This window comes from Pseudomonas sp. I8001, assembly GCF_013385345.1.
GTDB lineage: Bacteria > Pseudomonadota > Gammaproteobacteria > Pseudomonadales > Pseudomonadaceae > Aquipseudomonas.
This window is the reverse complement of sequence record NZ_JACAQC010000010.1, coordinates 180,542-198,866: the sequence shown is the minus strand read 5'-3', so window position 1 is coordinate 198,866 and position 18,325 is coordinate 180,542. Positions and strand designations below refer to the sequence as shown.

Sequence of the window (18,325 nt, the reverse complement as noted above, 5' to 3'; positions counted from 1 at the left end):
CTCCCACAGAAAAGCAGCTCTGCTTTCGCTCTGGTTTTTGATGGGGCAGAGCGCTTTGGTTACTGTGCCGCTTTTGCAAAGTGACTCGCTGCAAGAGCGAAACCATAAGCCGCCGTTACCGAAGAAACCGATATACACACCAAAAGCGTCAGAGCTGAAACCGCCCCCGCTCATGCTCATACAGCGGCCGCACCAGCGCGAATTCATGGTCAATCTCATCCACCAACTGCGCCAAATCCGCAACCACAGGCTTGGCGGACTTATCCTCGAGCAACTGACAAAGCTCAGCCAACCGCACCGCCCCAAGATTACCGCTACTCCCCTTGAAGCTATGCGCAATCCGCCCAAGCGCCTTGGCATCATCCCGAGCCCGGCGCAACGCCTCTACCCGCTTTTGCGAGTCATCGAGAAAAGTGTCGAGCAGCTTCGGATACTCGCCCTCCATGACCTCCTGCAAGCCAGTCAGCACATCGGGGTCCAGATGAATCTCTGCCACTTGTTCGCTCCTTGATCAAGAATCGGCGGATTATGCCAGAGCCTTCCATGAAAACTCCACGCACACACACCGCCCGCCGTCAGACCAGCCTACATCGCTGCTCAACTGGCGCACCAGGCTCAATCCCCTACCAGACAGACGGTCAACATCCAGCGGCCTGGCCAGCACCTTATCCACATCAAACCCAGCCCCACTGTCCTCGATCCGCAGCGTCAGACACCCCCCCTCCCCGGTCGGCACCACATCCAGGCGCACCCGCACATACCCGCTATCCAACCGCGCCAGCCGCTCATTACGCTCGCGGTAATACGCAGCAAACCCCTGTGCATCCCGCTTGAGCCGCGAATCCAGCCCCAGCACACCATGTTCAAGCGCATTGGAATACAACTCCGCCATCACGCTGTACAACGCCCCGCTCTGCTCCCGCAGCCCATGAATCTCCAACAGCAACTGCAACAAATACGGCAAAGGGTTGTAGGACTTGAGCGTCTCGGCACGAAACTCAAAACTTACCGACCAATCCAGCGGCGACGACTGCCCACTGTCGGAATACACCACCGACGACGAACGCAACGGCTCATCCGCCTGCAGGCTGATCTCCACCATGCTGATGTCATCGCGCACCTCACCGCGAAAACCCGCCAAGGCCTGTTCGATCTCCTCGAACAACCGGTCCGGCTCGCGATTGGCCGCAAACACCTGCTGCAACCGCTCGGCGCCAAACAACTGTTCATGGGCATCGGCGGTATCCAGCACACCATCCGACAGCAAAAACACTCGGTCACCCAGCGCCATCGGCCAGACTTCAGTGCGGTCATCAAACGCATCGGCCGCCAGCACGCCCAATGGCAAATGCCGCGACACCAGCGGCGTACGCTTGCCGGTGGTGACGTCATGCACGTAGCCGTCGGGCATGCCGCCATTCCACACTTCCACCACCCGTCGCTGGGCGCTGAGGCACAGCAAGGTGGCACAACAGAACATGTCCACCGGCAGGATGCGCTTGAGCTTGGCGTTCATCTCCCGCAGGGTTTGCGCCAATCCGTAGCCCTTGGCAGTCATGCCGTAGAACACTTCCGCCAGGGGCATGGCGCCGACCGCCGCCGGCAAACCGTGGCCGGTAAAGTCCCCCAGCAGCACATGCATATCGCCCGACGGCGTGTAGGCGGCCAACAGCAAATCGCCGTTGAACAGCGCGTAGGGCGACTGCACATAACGAATATTCGGCGCGGCGTTGATGCAGCCCGAGTGGGCCACCTTGTCGAACACCGCCTTGGCCACTCGCTGCTCCTGCAGCAGGTAGTCGTGGTGCCGGGCGATCAGGTCGCGTTGCTGCAACACCGTGGCCTGCAAGCGACGCAGGCGATCCATGGCATTGATCTTTGCCGCCAGGATCACCTGGTTATAGGGTTTGGCCAGGAAGTCGTCACCCCCGGCATCCAGGCACTGGGCCAGGGCTTCGCTCTCGCGCAGGGAGGTGAGGAAGATGATCGGCACCAGCGCCTCCCCCGCCCGCTGCTTGATCTGGCGGGCCGCCTCGAAGCCGTCCATCACCGGCATCAGGGCGTCCATCAACACCAACTGCGGCCGTTCACGGGTAAACACATCGACCGCTTCCTGGCCGTTGCTGGCGGTCAGCACCTGGTGGCCCTGGCGGCGCACGATGGTTGACAGCAACAACAGGTCGGCGGCGCTGTCTTCGGCGATCAACACCGTCAGCGCCTCGAGGACCGGGGCCAGGACGCTCAAGTGAGGTCGAACAGTTTGTCGAAGTTGGAAATGGCCAGGATCTTGCGCACATCGGAGTTGGCGTTGACCACCTGCACTTCGGCATTGTCGCCTCCGGCATGGTCACGCAACAGCAGGAGCATGCCCAGGGCCGAGCTGTCCATGTAGGTGGTTTCCTTCAAGTCCACCACGTAGATCTCGGGCACCTTGTAGAACCGCTCGTAGGCATCACGAAAGGCCTGGTGGCTACCGAAATCGAATCGCCCCCTGACGGTGATCGTCAACTTCGTCCCGTCCAGGGACACTTCTGATTCGACTGACATACGACTGCTTCCTTGTCATTGGCAATGTGCAACAAGGTGTAGCAGGTGATAGGGAAGTGGGCAAATCCATGTAGGAGCGAGGGCGTGGTTAATAGGGGTTTTGGCGGGGAAGACGCTGGGACAATTCATCCAGCAATTTCTGCTCGCGCTTGTCTTCCAGTGCACGGGCTTCGTCGATGTAGCGCTGCACCAGTTTGCGCAGGCCTTCGACCCGGGCATAGGCCTGTTGCCAGCTGTCGCGGGCCTTGTCGACGTTGGCCTGGTGCCAGGCCAGGCTCTGGCGCTGCTGGCCGACGGCGGTTTCCAACTGGTTGAGAAAGCCCTGGTAGCCCATCAGCCACTGCCCGGAGACGCCCTTGCTGCCACGCTCGATCCACTGCTGCTGATACTCGCCGCGAAAGCGCTCCAGGTCCCCCAGCTTGCTTTCCGCCAGGCGAACCTGGCCCTGGAAGTACCCCAGGCGCTGGACGGCGGTCTTTTCAGCTTTTTCGGCCATGTCCACTACCGGGGCAAGGCGCGCGGCGCGAGTGTTGGCCATGGTTTATCCGCCTGGCGCCGGCGCGAAGATGGTGCCCAGGTGTGCTTCGCTTTCACCCATGCTGATCTTGTCGTTGAGGCCCTGGCGCAGGTACGTCACCAGTTGCGGTTGCAGGGCAATCGCCAGGTCGGTCTCGCGATCGCCGCCGGCCACATAGGCGCCGACGCTGATCAGGTCGCGGCTCTGTTGATAACGCGACCACAGTTGCTTGAACTGCTGCGCGCGCATCATGTGCTCCGGGGTGACCACCGACGGCATCACCCGGCTGATGGAGGCTTCGATGTCGATGGCCGGGTAGTGCCCTTCTTCGGCTAGGCGCCGGGACAGCACGATGTGCCCGTCGAGCACGCCCCGCGCCGAGTCGGCAATCGGGTCCTGCTGGTCATCGCCCTCGGAGAGTACGGTGTAGAACGCAGTGATCGAACCACCACCGGCTTCGGCGTTACCGGCACGCTCCACCAGCTTGGGCAGCTTGGCGAACACTGACGGCGGATAGCCCTTGGTGGCCGGCGGCTCGCCGATGGCCAGGGCGATTTCCCGCTGGGCCTGGGCGAAACGGGTCAGGGAGTCCATCAGCAGCAGGACGTTCTTGCCCTTGTCGCGAAAATATTCGGCGATGCGTGTGCAGTACATCGCGGCGCGCAGGCGCATCAGCGGCGCGTCATCCGCCGGTGAGGCCACCACGACCGAACGCTTGAGGCCTTCTTCGCCGAGGCTGTGCTCGATGAATTCCTTCACCTCCCGGCCCCGCTCGCCGATCAGCCCGACCACGATGATGTCGGCCTCGGTAAAGCGCGTCATCATCCCCAGCAACACCGACTTACCGACGCCGGTACCGGCAAACAGGCCCAGGCGCTGGCCGCGGCCCACCGTCAATAAACCGTTGATGCTGCGAATGCCCACGTCCAGCGGCACGCTGATGGGGTTGCGTTTGAGCGGGTTGATGGTCGGGCCGTCCATCGGCACCCAGTCTTCGGCCTTCATCCCACCCTTGCCGTCGAGGGCGCGCCCGGCGCCATCCAGCACGCGGCCGAGCATGCTCATGCCCATCGGCAGGCGGCCGGTGTCGGCCAGCGGCACCACGCGAGCGCCGGGGGCAATGCCGGCAACGCTGCCGACGGGCATCAGGAATACTTTGCTGCCGGAGAACCCCATCACTTCGGCTTCGACCTGCACCGGGTGGTAGCTGTCGTCGTTGATCACCATGCAGCGGCTGCCCATGGCGGCGCGCAGGCCTTCGGCTTCCAGGGTCAGGCCGACCATGCGCAGCAGCCGGCCCTCCAGGATCGGCTGGCCGGGCAACTCGGTGACTTCGGCATAGCCACCCAGGCGCTTGGCGAAGCTGGTGCGATCAAGGCGCATCGGGGGTGTCCAGCTCGACGCTCAAGTCCGGCTCTGCCGGGTGCAGCGCCTGCTCGTGCAACTGATCGAACAGCTTGGCCATGATCTGCGTGATGCGCGTCTCCACCGTGGCATCGATGCGGCTGTGCTCGGTCTCGACCCGGCAACCACCGGGCAGCAGCGCGGCGTCTTCGACGATGCGCCAGGTTTCTTCATGGCGCTCGCGCAGGGCTTTGACCTGTTCGAAATCCTGCGGGTTGATGTACAGCCGCACGTTGCCGACGCCCAGGGGCAGCAGCTTGAGGGCTTCGCGCATCACGCTTTCGATTTGCGTGGAGTCCAGGGCCAATTCGCGCTGAATCACCTGGCGGGTGATGTGCTCCACCAGCCCGACCATGGCTTTTTCAATCTGCGAGTCCTGCTCGGCGATGGGCTCGAACAGGCTGCCCATCAGGGTTTCCAGGCTGGCCAGCTTGACGCTCAGCGCGGCCTCGGCTTCCTGGCGGACCTTGAGGGTGGTGCTGCGAAAACCGTCCTTCTCGCCGGTGGAGAAACCTTCGTTGTAGGCTTCCTGGCGAATGCTTTCGAGCTCTTCCAGGGTCAGTGGCTGGACTTCCTCCAGCGGCACTTCTTCCATCTCGGCCGGGGGTTCTTCTACCGGCTCCGGCTCAGGCTCCGGGCGATGCGGGTCGAAACTGGGCAGCGACCAGACGTCGAACCCTCCGACGTCCCGTGCGCGAATCAGATCGCTGGGCGTCTCATCTTTGTTAGACATGCGCGGCGCCTTAAATCATTTCTTCGCCGCCCTTCCCACCGAGAACGATTTCTCCGGCTTCGGCCATACGGCGGGCAATGGTGAGGATTTCCTTCTGTGCAGTTTCCACGTCGCTGACGCGCACCGGGCCCTTGGCCTCGAGGTCGTCGCGCAACAGTTCGGAAGCCCGCTTGGACATGTTCTTGAAGATCTTTTCCTTGACGCCTTCGTCCGAGCCCTTGAGGGCCAGCACCAGCACGTCGGAGGAGACTTCCCGCAGCAACGCCTGGATGCCACGGTCGTCGACGTCGGAGAGGTTGTTGAACACGAACATGAGGTCTTCGATCTGCACCGACAGGCTGTCGTCGATCTCGCGGATCGAGTCCATCAACTGGCCTTCCACCGAGCTGTCGAGGAAGTTCATGATGTCGGCCGCACGCTTGATGCCGCCCAGGGTGGTGCGCGAAGCGTTGGAATTACCCGAGAACTGCTTCTCGAGAATCGTGTTCAGTTCTTTCAGCGCCGCTGGCTGCACGGTGTTCAACGACGAGACACGCAGGATGATATCCAGGCGCACCTTGTGGTCGAAGTGGCCGAGCACTTCACCGGCCTGGTCGGGGTCGAGATACGCCACCACGATCGCCTGGATTTGCGGGTGTTCGTAGCGGATCACATCGGCCACGGCCCGCGGTTCCATCCACTTCAGGCTGTCGAGGCCGCTGGTGTTGCCACCCAGCAGGATGCGGTCGATCAGGCCGTTGGCCTTGTCTTCGCCCAGGGCCGAGGTGAGCATCTTGCGAATGTAGCTGTCGGAGCCGACGCCCAGGCTGGTCTGGTCGCCGACGATCTCGACGAACTCGCTCATCACCTGCTCGACTTGCTCGCGGTGCACATTGCGCATTTGCGCCATGGCCACGCCGACACGCTGAACCTCTTTGGGCCCCATGTGGCGCAGCACTTGGGCGGCGTCGGTTTCTCCGAGGGACAGCAACAGCACGGCGGCTTTGTCGACCCGGGAGAGTTTGGCTACTGCAGCTCGGCTATCACTCATCTGCGTTAATCCACTCTTTCACGACCTGGGCCACACGACCCGGGTCTTCGGCCACCAGGCTCTTGATTGCGTTCAACTGAGCGTCATACCCCTCGCTCGGGCTCGGCAACAGAATGCTTTGCGGGCCACCGAGGCTCACGCGGTCGTTGGCCAGTTCGCCATCGAGGCCGCCCATGCCACCCAGCTCGACGTCGCCGCCGGCCAGGGCCAGTTGCTTCTTGCCGTGGCCGGTGATGTTGTTGAGCACCGGGCGTAGCACGCCGAACACCAGCAACAGGATGAACAACACCCCCAGCACTTGCTTGACGATGTCCCAGAACCACGGCTGAGTATAGAACGCTGCCTCGGCGATGACTTCGCCACGCTCGGCGGAGAACGGCATGTTGATCACGCTGACGCTATCGCCACGGCTGGCATCGAAGCCCACCGCGTCCTGCACCAGGCGAGTGAAGCGCGCCAATTCATCGGCGCTCCATGGGGCGCGGGTGATGGCGCCGTCTGCGGCATTGACCTTGACCTGGTCATCCACCACCACCGACACCGACAGGCGATTGATCCGACCCTGTTGCTGCTTGGTGTGGCTGATCGAACGATCAAGCTCGAAGTTCTTGGTGGACTGGTTGCGCTTGTCGGCCGGGTACGGCGCGAGCATGGGCTGGCCAGTGGCCGGGTCCATGATCTGCTGGCCGTTGGCGTCCAGCAGCGGCTGGCCAGGCTGCACCGCGCCTGCGGTAGCGGCAGCGCCACCAGTGGTTTGCGGGGCAGTGGCCGGGGTGGGCGGCTGGTTGCTCAGGGCACCCGGCACGCCTTGCGGGCCATTGCTGGCGGTACGTTGCTCGGTGGTCGATTGCTCGCTACGCAGGGCCGGCTGGTCCGGGTTGAACTGCTCGGAGGTCGATTCGACGGCGCTGAAGTCGACGTCGGCCGACACTTCAGCCTTGTAGCGATCATTGCCCAACACCGGTTGCAGGATGTTGTGCACCCGCTGGGTCAGCATGCTTTCCATACGGCGGCTGTAGTCGAACTGCTTGCCGGCCATGGTCAGCGAAGAGTTCTCCGCGAGGTCCGACAGCAGGTTGCCCTTCTGGTCGACTACGGTGATCTGCGACTTGCTCAATTCAGGAACGCTGGTGGCCACCAGGTTGATGATCGCCAATACCTGGCCAGGCTCGAGGGAGCGGCCGGCAAAGAGTTCGACCAGGACCGAGGCGCTGGGCTTGCGTTCATCGCGCACGAACACCGAGCTTTTCGGAATCGCCAGGTGCACGCGGGCGCCCTTGACGTTGTTCAGGGCGGAGATGGTGCGCGCCAGTTCGCCTTCCAGGCCGCGACGGTAGCGGGTGGCTTCCATGAACTGGCTGGTCCCCAGGCCCTGGTCCTTGTCGAGGATTTCAAAGCCGATATTCGCGTCGGACGGGGTTACGCCGGCAGCCGCCAGTTTCATCCGCGCACGGGCCACATCGTCGGCCTTGACCAACAGGGCGCCGGAATTCGGTTCGACGGTGTAGCTGATGTCTGCCGCCGCCAGGGTTTCCATGATCTGCTTGGAATCCATGCCGGCCAGGCTGCCGTACAACGGACGGTAATCCGGTTGCTGGGACCACAGCACCACGGCAAAACCAATCGCCACGCTGGCAGCCAGGCCGACCATCAGGCCTACCTGACGCAACATGGTCATCTCGGAGAGGTTTTCCAGGAACGACAGGCCAAACAGCGGCGGCTTGCCGTCTGCCTTGGCGGGTGCGTTATCCACGAGTGCTTCTGCCATGACTCAAATCGTCCTTAAACCGGCATCTGCATGATGTCTTGATAGGCTTGAACCAGTTTGTTGCGCACCTGGGTCAAGGCCTGGAATGAAACGCTGGCTTTTTGCGAGGCGACCATCACGTCGGTGAGGTCCACGCCGCTCTTGCCGATCTCGAAGGCGGTCGCCAACTGATTGGATGCCTGCTGGGTGTCGCTGACTTTGTTGATGGCCTGGCCGAGCATGTCGGCAAAGCTGCTCTGGCCCAATTCCGGTACGGCTTGCGCGGCGGATTTCGGTTGAGCCATGGCATCCATTTGCATGGACCGCATATCCAACATCAACCGATTGAACTCAACACCTTGGCTCATGAACTTTCTCTCCGACGACCCGCAATTTTTTGACACTACACAGCGATTACAGGGGTGGTAGCAACAAGGGTGCCAGCTCCGTGGCATTCTGTAAGAAAAGGCGACTGGCCCTGTCGGCTTTGAGAATTTTCAGGTGGCGTAGAGGTAGGCTTCCACGTCCATCCCGGCGTCACGCATCTGCGCTAGCTTGTAGCGCAGGGTGCGCGGGCTGATGCCCAGGCGCTCGGCGGCTTCTTTGCGGCGCCCGCGCTCGGAGCGCAGGGTGTCGATGATCATCTGGAATTCCCGGCGACGCAGGTCGTCGCCCAGGGCGCCGGCGGATTCGGCAGGCACGGCTTCGACCTGTGGCGCGGCAGCCAGGCTCGGCTGCGGGGCTGCGCCCGCGCCCATGGCCAGGCAGAAATCCTGGGGCTGGATCAGGCCGCCCTGCTGCAAAATCAACGCACGCTGGATCGCATTGTCCAGTTCCCGCACGTTGCCGGGCCACGGGTAACTGATCAGACAGGCCTGGGCCTCGGCCGACAGGCGCGCCTGGGCATGCTTCATTTTATTGACGTGCTTGCCCAGCAGGCGCTCGGCCAGCGGGATGATGTCGGCCGGGCGCTCGCGCAACGGGCGCCAGGCCAACGGGAACACCGAGAGCCGGTAGAACAGGTCCTCACGGAAGCGCCCCGCCGCCACTTCGCCCGCCAGGTCGCGGTTGGTGGTGGCGACCACACGGATGTCCAGCTGGATCGGCTTGCGTGCGCCCACCCGCTCCACTTCGCGCTCCTGCAATACCCGCAGCAACTTGGCTTGCAGGCCCAGGGGCATTTCGGAGATTTCGTCGAGCAGGATGGTGCCGCCGTCAGCCTGCTCGAACTTGCCGGCCTGCGCCGCGATGGCGCCGGTGAACGAGCCCTTCTCATGGCCGAACAAGGTGGCTTCGAGCATGTTGTCGGGAATGGCCGCGCAGTTGATCGCAATGAACGGCTGGCTGGCACGATGGGATTGCTGGTGGATGTAGCGCGCCAGTACTTCCTTGCCGGTACCGGACTCGCCGGAGATCAGCACGGTGGAATCGCTGCGGGCAACACGGGCCGCCAGTTCCAGCAATTGCGCGCTGGCCGGTTCGAAGGCAATCGGACCTTCACCCTCGGCAGCGCCCAGGGTGCCAAGGGCATGCCGGGCGACCAGTTCGATCAAGGCTTTGGGTTCGAAGGGCTTGACCAGGTAATCCGCAGCGCCCTGACGCATGGCGTCGACGGCACGCTCCACGGCGCCGTGGGCGGTCATCAGCAGCACCGGCAGTTGCGGCTGGCGCGCACGCAACAGGCCGAGCAACTGGTGTCCGTCCATGCCCGGCATGTTGACGTCGCTGACTACCAGGCTGAAGGACTCCTGCTCCACCGCGTCCAGGGCTTCTTCGGCAGAACCGACCGCCCGATAGTCATGGCCCGCCAGCAACAGCGTGTCAGCCAATGCTTCACGCAGGGCGCGATCGTCTTCAACCAATAAAACCTTGATAGCCATGACCTTTTACTCCGCGCTGACGGCGCATGAAAACAGCGGCAGCGTGATCAACGCGCACGTGCCACGACCCAACCGGGAATGCAGCTGCAATTCTCCCTGATGTGCACGGGCGACTGCCTTGACCACGGTCAGGCCCAGGCCGGTCCCGTTGGTCTTGGTGGTAAAAAAAGGCTCGCCGAGGCGCTGCAGCACCACCGGGTCAATCCCGCTGCCGCTGTCGCTGATGCTCAGGCGCAGGGTCTCGCCACGGTTGTACAGGTGCACCTTGAGCCGCGCCCCGGGGCCGCTGGCCTGGGTCGCGTTTTCGATCAGGTTGAGCAGCGCGCCCACCAGGGTGTCGCGGTTGCACAGCAACTCGCCGTAATGGCTGTCGCACTGCCAACGGACTGACGCTTCCTGGATATGAGTGGCGGCCGCCGCTTGCAGGGACTGCATCAAGGCGGCCGGGGTGACGCGGTCGGTCAGCGGCAATTCGCCGCGGGCAAACACCAGCATGTCGCGCACCTGATGCTCCAGTTCATGCAGGCGCTCCTTGAGGCGGCCGGCAAAACGCTGGTGGGTGGCGGCGGGCAATTGCTCATCAGTCAAATGACTGGCGTAAATCAGCGCGGCCGACAATGGCGTACGAATCTGGTGGGCCAGGGAAGCGACCATTCGCCCCAAAGACGACAGGCGCTCATGGCGGGCCAACTGGTCTTGCAGGTGCCGGGTTTCAGTCAGGTCGTTGAGCAACACCAACTGGCCGGGCTCGGCATCCAGGGAACGCGTGGCGATGGACAGGCGGCGCCCATCCTTGAGGGAAATTTCGTGGCCGTCGTCTTCCCGCGGGGCAAAGCAGCGGGTGATGACCTCGCGCCACAGCTCGCCTTCCAGCGGCAGGCCAAGCATGTTGCAGGCCGCCGGGTTGGCTTCGCGCACACGGCCCTGCTCGTCGATGACGATCACGCCACCGGGCAACAGGTCGAGGAGGTTTTGCAGACGGTTGGCCAGTCGCTCTTTCTCGGCCAGCTCTTCCATGCGCTGGGCACTGACCACGGCCAACTCGCCTTTAAGCTCGGAAACCCGGGCTTCCAGCAGGCTGTAGGAGTCAGTCAACTGGCTCGACATCTGGTTGAACAGGGAAAAAGCCTGTTCAAGCCCGAGGCGGCTGATCTGCTCTACGGAGGGGGCCGGCCCCTGAGTGTCAGGGACCGAAGATAGTTGGGCGGCGTGGGGCATCATGCTCTCTCGCTTGGCTGACCGTCAGTTAAACGGAACGTTGCGAGTGCTGTAGCAATACCCGTGCCTAAAAAAATAGGCTTAGTTTTCAGTCAGTTGAAAAACAGGCGTCAATCATCCGCCTGTTCATCACCTTCCTTGCGACTCATGCCGTACTTGCGCATCTTCTCCACCAGGGTGGTACGTCGGATGCGCAGGCGCTCGGCGGCACGGGCGACGATACCGTTGGCGTCGTCGAGTGCCTGCTGGATCAGGCCTTGTTCGAGGCTGCCGAGGTAGTCCTTCAAGTCCAGGCCTTCCGGCGGCAGCATGGCGGTGGAGCCGAAGTCCGGCGTGTGGCCGTTGATGGCCACGCGCTCTTCCAGGTCGCTGCGCAGGCTGTCCACCAATTGCTCGTCTTCGTCGTCGACGTAGCGGAATTTCTTCGGCAGCTCGACCACGCCGATCACCCCGTACGGATGCATGATCGCCATGCGCTCCACCAGGTTGGCCAACTCGCGGACGTTGCCCGGCCAGCCGTGGCGACACAGTGACATTATCGCCGCCGAGTTGAAGCGAATCGAACCACGCTTTTCGTGTTCCATGCGCGAGATCAGCTCGTTCATCAGCAACGGGATGTCTTCGACGCGCTCGCGCAGGGGCGCCATTTCGATCGGGAATACGTTGAGGCGGTAGTACAGGTCTTCGCGGAAGCTGCCGACCTCGATCATGCTTTCGAGGTTCTTGTGGGTGGCCGCGATGATGCGTACGTCGACGCTCTGGGTCTTGTTGCTGCCCACGCGCTCGAAGGTGCGCTCCTGCAATACCCGCAGCAGCTTGACCTGCATCGGCAGCGGCATGTCGCCGATTTCGTCGAGGAACAGGGTGCCGCCGTTGGCCAGTTCAAAACGCCCGGCACGGCTGGTGATCGCCCCGGTAAAGGCGCCCTTCTCGTGGCCGAACAGTTCGCTTTCCAGCAGTTCTGCCGGGATCGCCCCGCAGTTGACCGGCACGAACGGCCCGTCACGACGCTTGGAATGGTAGTGCAGGTTGCGTGCGACCACTTCCTTGCCGGTGCCCGACTCGCCAAGGATCAGCACACTGGCGTCGGTGTCGGCTACTTGCTGCATCATCTGGCGCACGTGCTGGATCGCACGACTGGTGCCGACGAGGCTGCGGAACAGGTTGGGTTCGCGGTGACGGCCGCGCTCGCGGGCCTGGTCGTACATCTCGCGGTAGACCTGGGCACGGTGCAGGGAGTCGAGCAATTTGCTGTAGCTGGGGGGCATTTCAAGGGTGGAAAGCACGCGGCGGCGCTGGTCTTCCGGAAGGTCCACGGAAGAAATATCGCCCATCAGCAACACCGGAAGGAACTCATCCCAGGTCGACAGTGTCTTTAACAAGCCCAGCACTGCACCAGGAGCGTTTACCGTCCCGATCAGCACACAAATGACTTCGCGGCTCGACGACAAAGAGCTGACCGCTTGCTGCCAGTCGTGGCTGCCGCAGGGTAGATTTTCTTCGCCAAGAAAATTCAGGATCACCGCCAGATCGCGGCGCCGAACGCTATCGTCATCGATCAGCAGAATTTTGGTTTCACGCCACATGCAATAGCAACTTCCCTAGTAAAACTCTAATGCCCTCGAGTTGGGGCAATCTAGATTGCTGTAGGCATTTTCTGCGCTACGGCTTTCTGACGTCTGAAAATAGCACTAGTTAAGTCAAAAAATCGTGCACAGTCAAATTTATGACGCGCGGTGTTCGGATTAACTGAGCCTTCAGCCGAACATATGGTAAACCTTTGACGCATGTTTAGCTCGGTTGAACTGCGACATCTCTTCGAAAATAGCCTGTCGCTCCCCTGTCGTCGCCTCAAGCAACTGCTGGTAGACCGAAAGCAAGTCTTCCAGTTTTGCCCGAATGGCTGCCTCATCCGCCGATTCCTCGTTGAGCGCAGCATCGATCAACGCGCGGCAGCCCAAATCCAGTTCGCCGATCGCACCCCAGTTGCGTTCAGCCAACGCCTCGGACAGCGCCTCACGGGTCTCGTCGATTTTTTGCAATGCTTGGCTCATGACATCGTCCTCAGGCCTTACGGCCTACTGTACCTCTGTGGCAATACCGTCCCAGCCTTCCTTGAGCGTAATCATCAGACCTGCGACCTCATCGATCATCGCAGCGTCATTCTGACGGTTGGCTTCCAGCAGGCGCATGGTCATGAAGGCATACAGGTTATCCAACTGCTGCAGTGCAATCGGGTCCGGGGTCTTCTCGGGGTTCAGGCCGTCACGCAACCCGACGAGGATGTCCACCGCCTTGCCCAGCATCAACCCCTTCTGCGCGATATCACCGCGAGCCATCGCACCCTTGGCCTGCGCCATACGATCCAGTGCGCCTTCCATCAGCAACTGCACCAGGCGGTGCGGGCTGGCTTCGGAGATCTGGGCGTGGGTGTTGACCTTCTGGTATTGGCGAAGGGCTCTCATGGGATTCATGTTTCTACCTCGTGACAGGCGACAGCTAAAAGGGTGGACGCTGATTATTATGTCGACGGTGTTACACAAAACTTTAGCCCGCCTGGCGCTTTGACTCAGCGCCTTCGGCGGGCTTTATCCATCCGCCAATCAGGTGGACTTCGGATTGTTCAGCGAGTTGAGCGTGGTCATGACGCTGTCGCCTTGGGCCTTGAGCTGCGCAACCAGGGAGTCCATGGCGTTGTATTTCAGGGTCAGGGAGGCCGTCAGGGCATCAGAACGCGTGTTCAGGGCGGTCTGCTGGTTGGTCAAATCCCTGAGGTTATCCTGCAGCGTCGAGGACTTTTCGGCGAACACCCCGGTCTTGCTCAGCGCAAAGTTGGCGGTGGCATTCGTCAGGCTTGCCAACAGTCCGCTGGGCCCGGTGAAGATGCTGTTGATGTCGGAGCCATTAGTGAGGACCGCCTTGTCAAACGCCACATCACTGACGCTCAGGGTGCCCGCTGTCTGGTCCGTGGTCACGCCAAACTGCGCCAGGGATGAAAACGAGCCGCTACCGGTCACCGAGTTCATCACGTTGCGGATCGACGCCATCATGCTGCGCACCGAACTGTCCCCGGTCAACGGGCCTGGCGTGACGGAACCGTCGGCATTGGTGGTGACCTGAGTCTCGGCATTCACAGCCTTGACCAACGCACTGTAGGTATCTGTGAAGCCCTTGACTGCCGACTTCAGGGTTGCGCTGTTCGCAGACACTTTGATCGTCGAAGGGGCATCGGTCCCCGAAACCCCCGTCAAGGTAATGCTCACACCACTGATTGCGTCGGGCAGGGTATTACTCTTGGACTCTTGAGGGCTGCCATCAAGGTTATATATGGCGTTCTGCGGCGCCGAGCCCACAACCGTCGCACCCGTATCCAGGCCCGAGGAACCCTTGAAGGTGATGTCGCTACCGACACCGGTCGTCGACGATGTGACCACCAACCGCGAACCGTTGGAGTCAGTCAGGATGTTGGCACTCAAGCCCGCGTTGCCGTACTGCGAGTTGAGCGAATCGCGCACCTGCTGCAGGGTTCCGCCCGGTGGCACACTGACGCTGTAATTCTTGCCGGACTGGGAGACCGTAAACACCGTCGCCGAGACCCCGGAATTGACAACGGCCGTCGGCCCGCCAGGAATTACTGCCGTGGAGACCTTTGACGCCGTGGCCAATTGGGTGACACCCAGCGTAAAGTTGCCGGCGGCGGCACCTGGGCCCAACGTGACCGTCGCGAGCTTGTCGTTCGACAGCGTCGAACTCAAGCCGCTGAAGTTAACAGTCTTGGTCATGGTGTCCAACGCGCCCCGGAACGCGTCCAGAGCCGCCTGGATCTTGCCGATCGAAGTCAGTTGCGCAGTGGATGTTTTGGTCTGGCTGTCGATCTGCGCTTGCTTGGGTGCGGTTTGCGACCCCACCAACGACTTAACAAGACCTTGAACGTCGATGCCCGTACCCGGGCCGTTGACCGTTAGACCTGCTACGACTGTCATCGTCTTTCTCCTAATCCGGGGCTGATGCTTTATTGACGAATCACGCTCTAGGCATTTTTCGCAACAAAGTTCATGCCAGTTTAGACCTTGGCGTCAAACAGCAAGCTGCTGGCGTCATGAAGGCTCTGGGCGAGTTTCAGGGCCAATTCCGAAGGAATCTGGCGAATGACCTCACCGCTTTCGGTCGCAATGACCTTGACCACAACCTGGTGGGTGGAGTCATCAATGGAAAAATCCAGTTTGCGCTGGGCAGCCTGGATGAATTCGTTTATGTCGTTGACCGCTTTTTTCAAGTCGGTGTGGCTCGATGGCTGCTGGGCATCTTTCGCGCCAGCAACGGCGTCCACCTTGGGCTTCTGCGGATCGGCACTGACAGGAGCAGGTGCATTCTGTGGCGCTGCCGCAGGGTAAGACAGGTTCAGTTTGACGCTCATGTCCATGACCAATCACCTCATTAGACAAAAGACAAAAGGGCACGTAAACGCGCCCTTCCGTCAGTTACCAAGCGCCGTTATTACTGAAGCAGCTTCAGTACAGCGGATGGCAGTTGGTTCGCCTGGGACAGGATCGCAGTCGAAGCCTGTTGCAGGGTTTGTTGCTTGGTCAGCTGAGCGGTTTCAGCAGCGAAGTCAACGTCCTGGATCACGCCACGGGCAGAAGTGGAGTTGTCCGAGATGCTCTGCAGGTTGGCGATGGTGTTGTCGAAACGGTTTTGTACAGCACCGAGGTCAGCACGCTGGGAGTCGATGGTGGACAGTGCCTGGGTCAGCACGTCAACAGCGCTCTGTGCGTTGGCAGCGGTGGTCACGTCGGTGTTGCTGACAACAACTTTCGCCGAGTTGACAGCGTTGACGCCAGTTGCACCGAACAAGCCAGCAACACCACCACCGGTACCAGTCAGCGAGTAGCTGGAGCTGGAGTTCAACGAGATAGCGCCGGTAGCAATCAGCGGACCTGCGACCAGAGGGGTTGCGGTGGCGTTAAACTTGCCGTCGCCGCCTTTGGTAGCGATGCTCATCAGCTGACCGCCGGCGTCAGCGTTATTAAAGGTGAAGTTCTCACCCGAGTCGGATTTGATCGACAGAGAGCCGGTCGACTGGTCGAAGTTAACGCTGATGCCCAGCTTGGCAGCGTTGGAGTTCAGTTGGTCGGCCAGGTCAGCAGCGCTGGTGATACCGGTGAACGAAACAGTAGTGGCGCTAGGACCGCTACCGACTGTCAGGTCGAACTTACCGTTTGGAGTAGCAGCCGGGAAGCTGGCAGGTACAGTGAACTTAAGTTCAGTGCTGGCGGAGGCCTGCAGGCCGCCGACTGCGCCGTTCAGTTGGGCAGCGATATCCTTGGCCGAAGCACCATCTGCGATGGCCAGCGAAGCAGAGGTCTGGCCGCCACCGGTCACACTGATGGTACCGGCTGCAATACCGGTAGCCGTAGGTGTTTGGGCAGAAGACAGCAGCTGCTGCGAACCAATGTTGTTAGCCGCTACGTTGCCCAGGCTCATGTTGATGGTCTGGTTGGCGTTGGCGCCCACTTGGAAAGCGGTAGTACCGAAAGAACCGTCCAGCAGGTTACGACCACCGAAAGTGGTGGTAGAAGCGATACGGGTCAATTCAGAAGTCAGAGCCGCGTACTGAGCCTGGTTCGACTTACGGTCGTCAGCGCTGAGGGAGCCGTTAGCGGACGACAGAGCCAGGGAACGCATGGTCTGCAGGATGTTGGTGGATTGCTGCATCGCGCCTTCAGCAGTTTGCGCGATGGAGTTACCGTCACCGGCGTTCTTGATGGCAACGCCCAGGCCGTTGATCTGGCTGGTCAGACGACCAGCGATTTGCAGGCCGGCCGCATCGTCTTTGGCGCTGTTGATACGCAGGCCGGAGGACAGGCGCTGCATGGAAGTTTGCAGGGCGCTGGAAGCCTTGTTCAGGTTGTTCTGAACGGTCAACGAAGCAAGGTTGGTGTTTACTGTTAATGCCATGACGAAATCCTCGTGGGTGGTGTACTGCGGCTTCCGGCCCTGGCAACCGCCGGGTGTGGCCTAGAGAACCTTCGTAATAGTTATCGTCGTGAAAGCAGGTTGCTTGAGGACTTTTTTGATTTTTTTTACTGGCGCCGTGCCACCCCTTTTAATTCAAGCATTTACGATAGCCCAAACCCCAGCAATTGTTGGCTTTCTGGCGCCAAATAAAAAACGCCCATGATCTTTCGATCATGGGCGTTTTTTTGTGCAGCGCCTTTAAGCCATCAAGGGCGGTGCAAAATCGCCGAACCCCAGGACAGCCCCACACCAAAACCACTGATGGCGACGCGCTTCCAGGTGGAGTCGAGCATGTGCTTTTCCAGCAGCAGCGGAATGCTCGAGGACACGGTGTTGCCGGTCTCGACCATGTCCTTGATGAACTTGTCCACCGGCGCGTCTTCGAAACGCCGGGCCACGGCGTCGACAATCGCCGCACTGCCCTGGTGGATGCAGAACGCATCGATCTCGTCAGCCTTGAGGTCCGATTCGGTGAGCAGCTCGTGCAAATGCGCCGGCACCTTGAGCAAGGCGAAGTTGAACACCTGGCGGCCGTTCATGAAGAACACGCCATCGCTGACCTTCAAGTGCGGCGCACCGGAGCCGTCAGTGCCGAACTTGGACTTGCCCAACTGCCACGGCGCATCTTCACCCATCCAGGTGGCGGTAGCGGCATCGCCGAACAGCATGGTGGTGTTGCGGTCTTCAGGGTCGACGATCTTCGAGTACGGATCGGCGGTCACCAGCAGGCCGTTCTTCAGGCCGGTAGCCTCCATGAAGCCCTTCATCGCATAGATGCCGTAGACGTAGCCCGAGCAGCCCAGGGAAATATCGAAGGCCGCCACGTGCGTCGGCAGGCCCAGCTTGTCCTGGACGATGGCGGCGGTGTGAGGCAAGCCCTCTTCGTCGCCATTCTGGGTAACGACGATCAGCGCATCGATGGACTCGCGCTTCAAATCGGGGTTGTTGGCAAACAAGGCGTTGACCGCCTCGACGCACAGATCGGAGGTTTCCTGCGCGGCATCCTTGCGCGGCAGGAACGCCGAACCGATCTTGCCAATGATGAATTCTTCATCCTTGGCGAATTTGGCACCCTGGGCGTAGTTATCAATCCCGTCTGCCGGCACGTAACTGGCGATGCTTTTTATGCCAATCATTGTGGCTTCCCAATACTAAATAGCTGGAGAACACCCCGCGAGACACGTCGCCGGGTGCTGACAATAATGGGGATGACCCCGCAAAAAACTCGCCG

The 18,325-nt window shown here is 61.1% G+C and carries 18 protein-coding genes; all 18 read right to left on the bottom strand.

Features of this window, described 5'->3' with window-relative positions:
• Window positions 1-148: 148 nt before the first annotated feature.
• Complete coding sequence (locus HX839_RS10490; RefSeq protein ID WP_003214564.1) at window positions 149-496, bottom strand: Hpt domain-containing protein; 348 nt, start codon at window positions 494-496, stop codon at window positions 149-151.
• A 30-nt stretch (window positions 497-526) separates the two neighbouring features.
• Window positions 527-2,245, bottom strand: coding sequence for a fused response regulator/phosphatase (locus tag HX839_RS10485; protein ID WP_177067028.1), 1,719 nt, complete (start codon window positions 2,243-2,245; stop codon window positions 527-529).
• Complete coding sequence (locus HX839_RS10480; protein ID WP_003214569.1) at window positions 2,242-2,547, bottom strand: STAS domain-containing protein; 306 nt, start codon at window positions 2,545-2,547, stop codon at window positions 2,242-2,244. The genes HX839_RS10485 and HX839_RS10480 overlap by 4 nt, the downstream gene beginning before the upstream one ends.
• Window positions 2,548-2,635: 88 nt before the next feature.
• Complete coding sequence (gene fliJ / locus HX839_RS10475) at window positions 2,636-3,085, bottom strand: flagellar export protein FliJ (RefSeq protein ID WP_008434833.1); 450 nt, start codon at window positions 3,083-3,085, stop codon at window positions 2,636-2,638.
• Window positions 3,086-3,088: 3 nt separating this feature from the next.
• Window positions 3,089-4,447 (bottom strand): flagellar protein export ATPase FliI, encoded by a 1,359-nt coding sequence (fliI, locus tag HX839_RS10470; RefSeq protein WP_087694334.1) that lies wholly within the window; start codon window positions 4,445-4,447, stop codon window positions 3,089-3,091.
• A complete protein-coding gene (fliH, locus tag HX839_RS10465) occupies window positions 4,437-5,201 on the bottom strand; it encodes a flagellar assembly protein FliH (protein ID WP_008434837.1) in 765 nt (254 codons plus the stop codon). Before fliH ends, fliI begins: the two co-directional genes overlap by 11 nt.
• Before the next feature lie 10 nt (window positions 5,202-5,211).
• Complete coding sequence (gene fliG / locus HX839_RS10460; RefSeq protein ID WP_003214577.1) at window positions 5,212-6,231, bottom strand: flagellar motor switch protein FliG; 1,020 nt, start codon at window positions 6,229-6,231, stop codon at window positions 5,212-5,214.
• Window positions 6,224-7,999: a flagellar basal-body MS-ring/collar protein FliF gene (gene fliF / locus HX839_RS10455; protein ID WP_008434839.1), complete on the bottom strand. Its 1,776-nt coding sequence runs from the start codon at window positions 7,997-7,999 to the stop codon at window positions 6,224-6,226. The genes fliG and fliF overlap by 8 nt, the downstream gene beginning before the upstream one ends.
• A gap of 14 nt (window positions 8,000-8,013) precedes the next feature.
• The gene (fliE, locus tag HX839_RS10450) at window positions 8,014-8,346 is read right to left on the bottom strand and encodes a flagellar hook-basal body complex protein FliE (protein ID WP_003214581.1); all 333 of its coding nucleotides are present in this window, start codon (window positions 8,344-8,346) and stop codon (window positions 8,014-8,016) included.
• Between the two features lie 129 nt (window positions 8,347-8,475).
• Entirely contained in the window at window positions 8,476-9,858 is a 1,383-nt protein-coding gene (locus HX839_RS10445) for a sigma-54 dependent transcriptional regulator (RefSeq protein ID WP_087694335.1), read from the bottom strand.
• Window positions 9,859-9,864: 6 nt separating this feature from the next.
• On the bottom strand, window positions 9,865-11,076 hold the full coding sequence (locus tag HX839_RS10440; RefSeq protein WP_032899354.1) for a PAS domain-containing sensor histidine kinase: 1,212 nt from the start codon (window positions 11,074-11,076) through the stop codon (window positions 9,865-9,867).
• Between the two features lie 110 nt (window positions 11,077-11,186).
• Window positions 11,187-12,662 carry a sigma-54 dependent transcriptional regulator gene (locus HX839_RS10435; protein ID WP_003214588.1) on the bottom strand — a complete coding sequence of 492 codons (1,476 nt, stop codon included), beginning with the start codon at window positions 12,660-12,662 and terminating at the stop codon, window positions 11,187-11,189.
• Window positions 12,663-12,833: 171 nt separating this feature from the next.
• Complete coding sequence (locus tag HX839_RS10430) at window positions 12,834-13,130, bottom strand: hypothetical protein (protein ID WP_003214590.1); 297 nt, start codon at window positions 13,128-13,130, stop codon at window positions 12,834-12,836.
• 24 nt (window positions 13,131-13,154) lie between these two features.
• Window positions 13,155-13,550, bottom strand: a complete 396-nt coding sequence (gene fliS / locus HX839_RS10425) for a flagellar export chaperone FliS (RefSeq protein ID WP_003214591.1) — start codon at window positions 13,548-13,550, stop codon at window positions 13,155-13,157.
• Between the two features lie 129 nt (window positions 13,551-13,679).
• On the bottom strand, window positions 13,680-15,059 hold the full coding sequence (fliD, locus tag HX839_RS10420; RefSeq protein ID WP_177027717.1) for a flagellar filament capping protein FliD: 1,380 nt from the start codon (window positions 15,057-15,059) through the stop codon (window positions 13,680-13,682).
• Between the two features lie 80 nt (window positions 15,060-15,139).
• Complete coding sequence (locus tag HX839_RS10415; RefSeq protein ID WP_102369676.1) at window positions 15,140-15,499, bottom strand: flagellar protein FlaG; 360 nt, start codon at window positions 15,497-15,499, stop codon at window positions 15,140-15,142.
• Between the two features lie 74 nt (window positions 15,500-15,573).
• Window positions 15,574-17,034 carry a flagellin gene (locus HX839_RS10410; RefSeq protein ID WP_177022173.1) on the bottom strand — a complete coding sequence of 487 codons (1,461 nt, stop codon included), beginning with the start codon at window positions 17,032-17,034 and terminating at the stop codon, window positions 15,574-15,576.
• A gap of 266 nt (window positions 17,035-17,300) precedes the next feature.
• Window positions 17,301-18,230 (bottom strand): ketoacyl-ACP synthase III, encoded by a 930-nt coding sequence (locus HX839_RS10405; protein WP_177067027.1) that lies wholly within the window; start codon window positions 18,228-18,230, stop codon window positions 17,301-17,303.
• Window positions 18,231-18,325 lie beyond the last annotated feature (95 nt).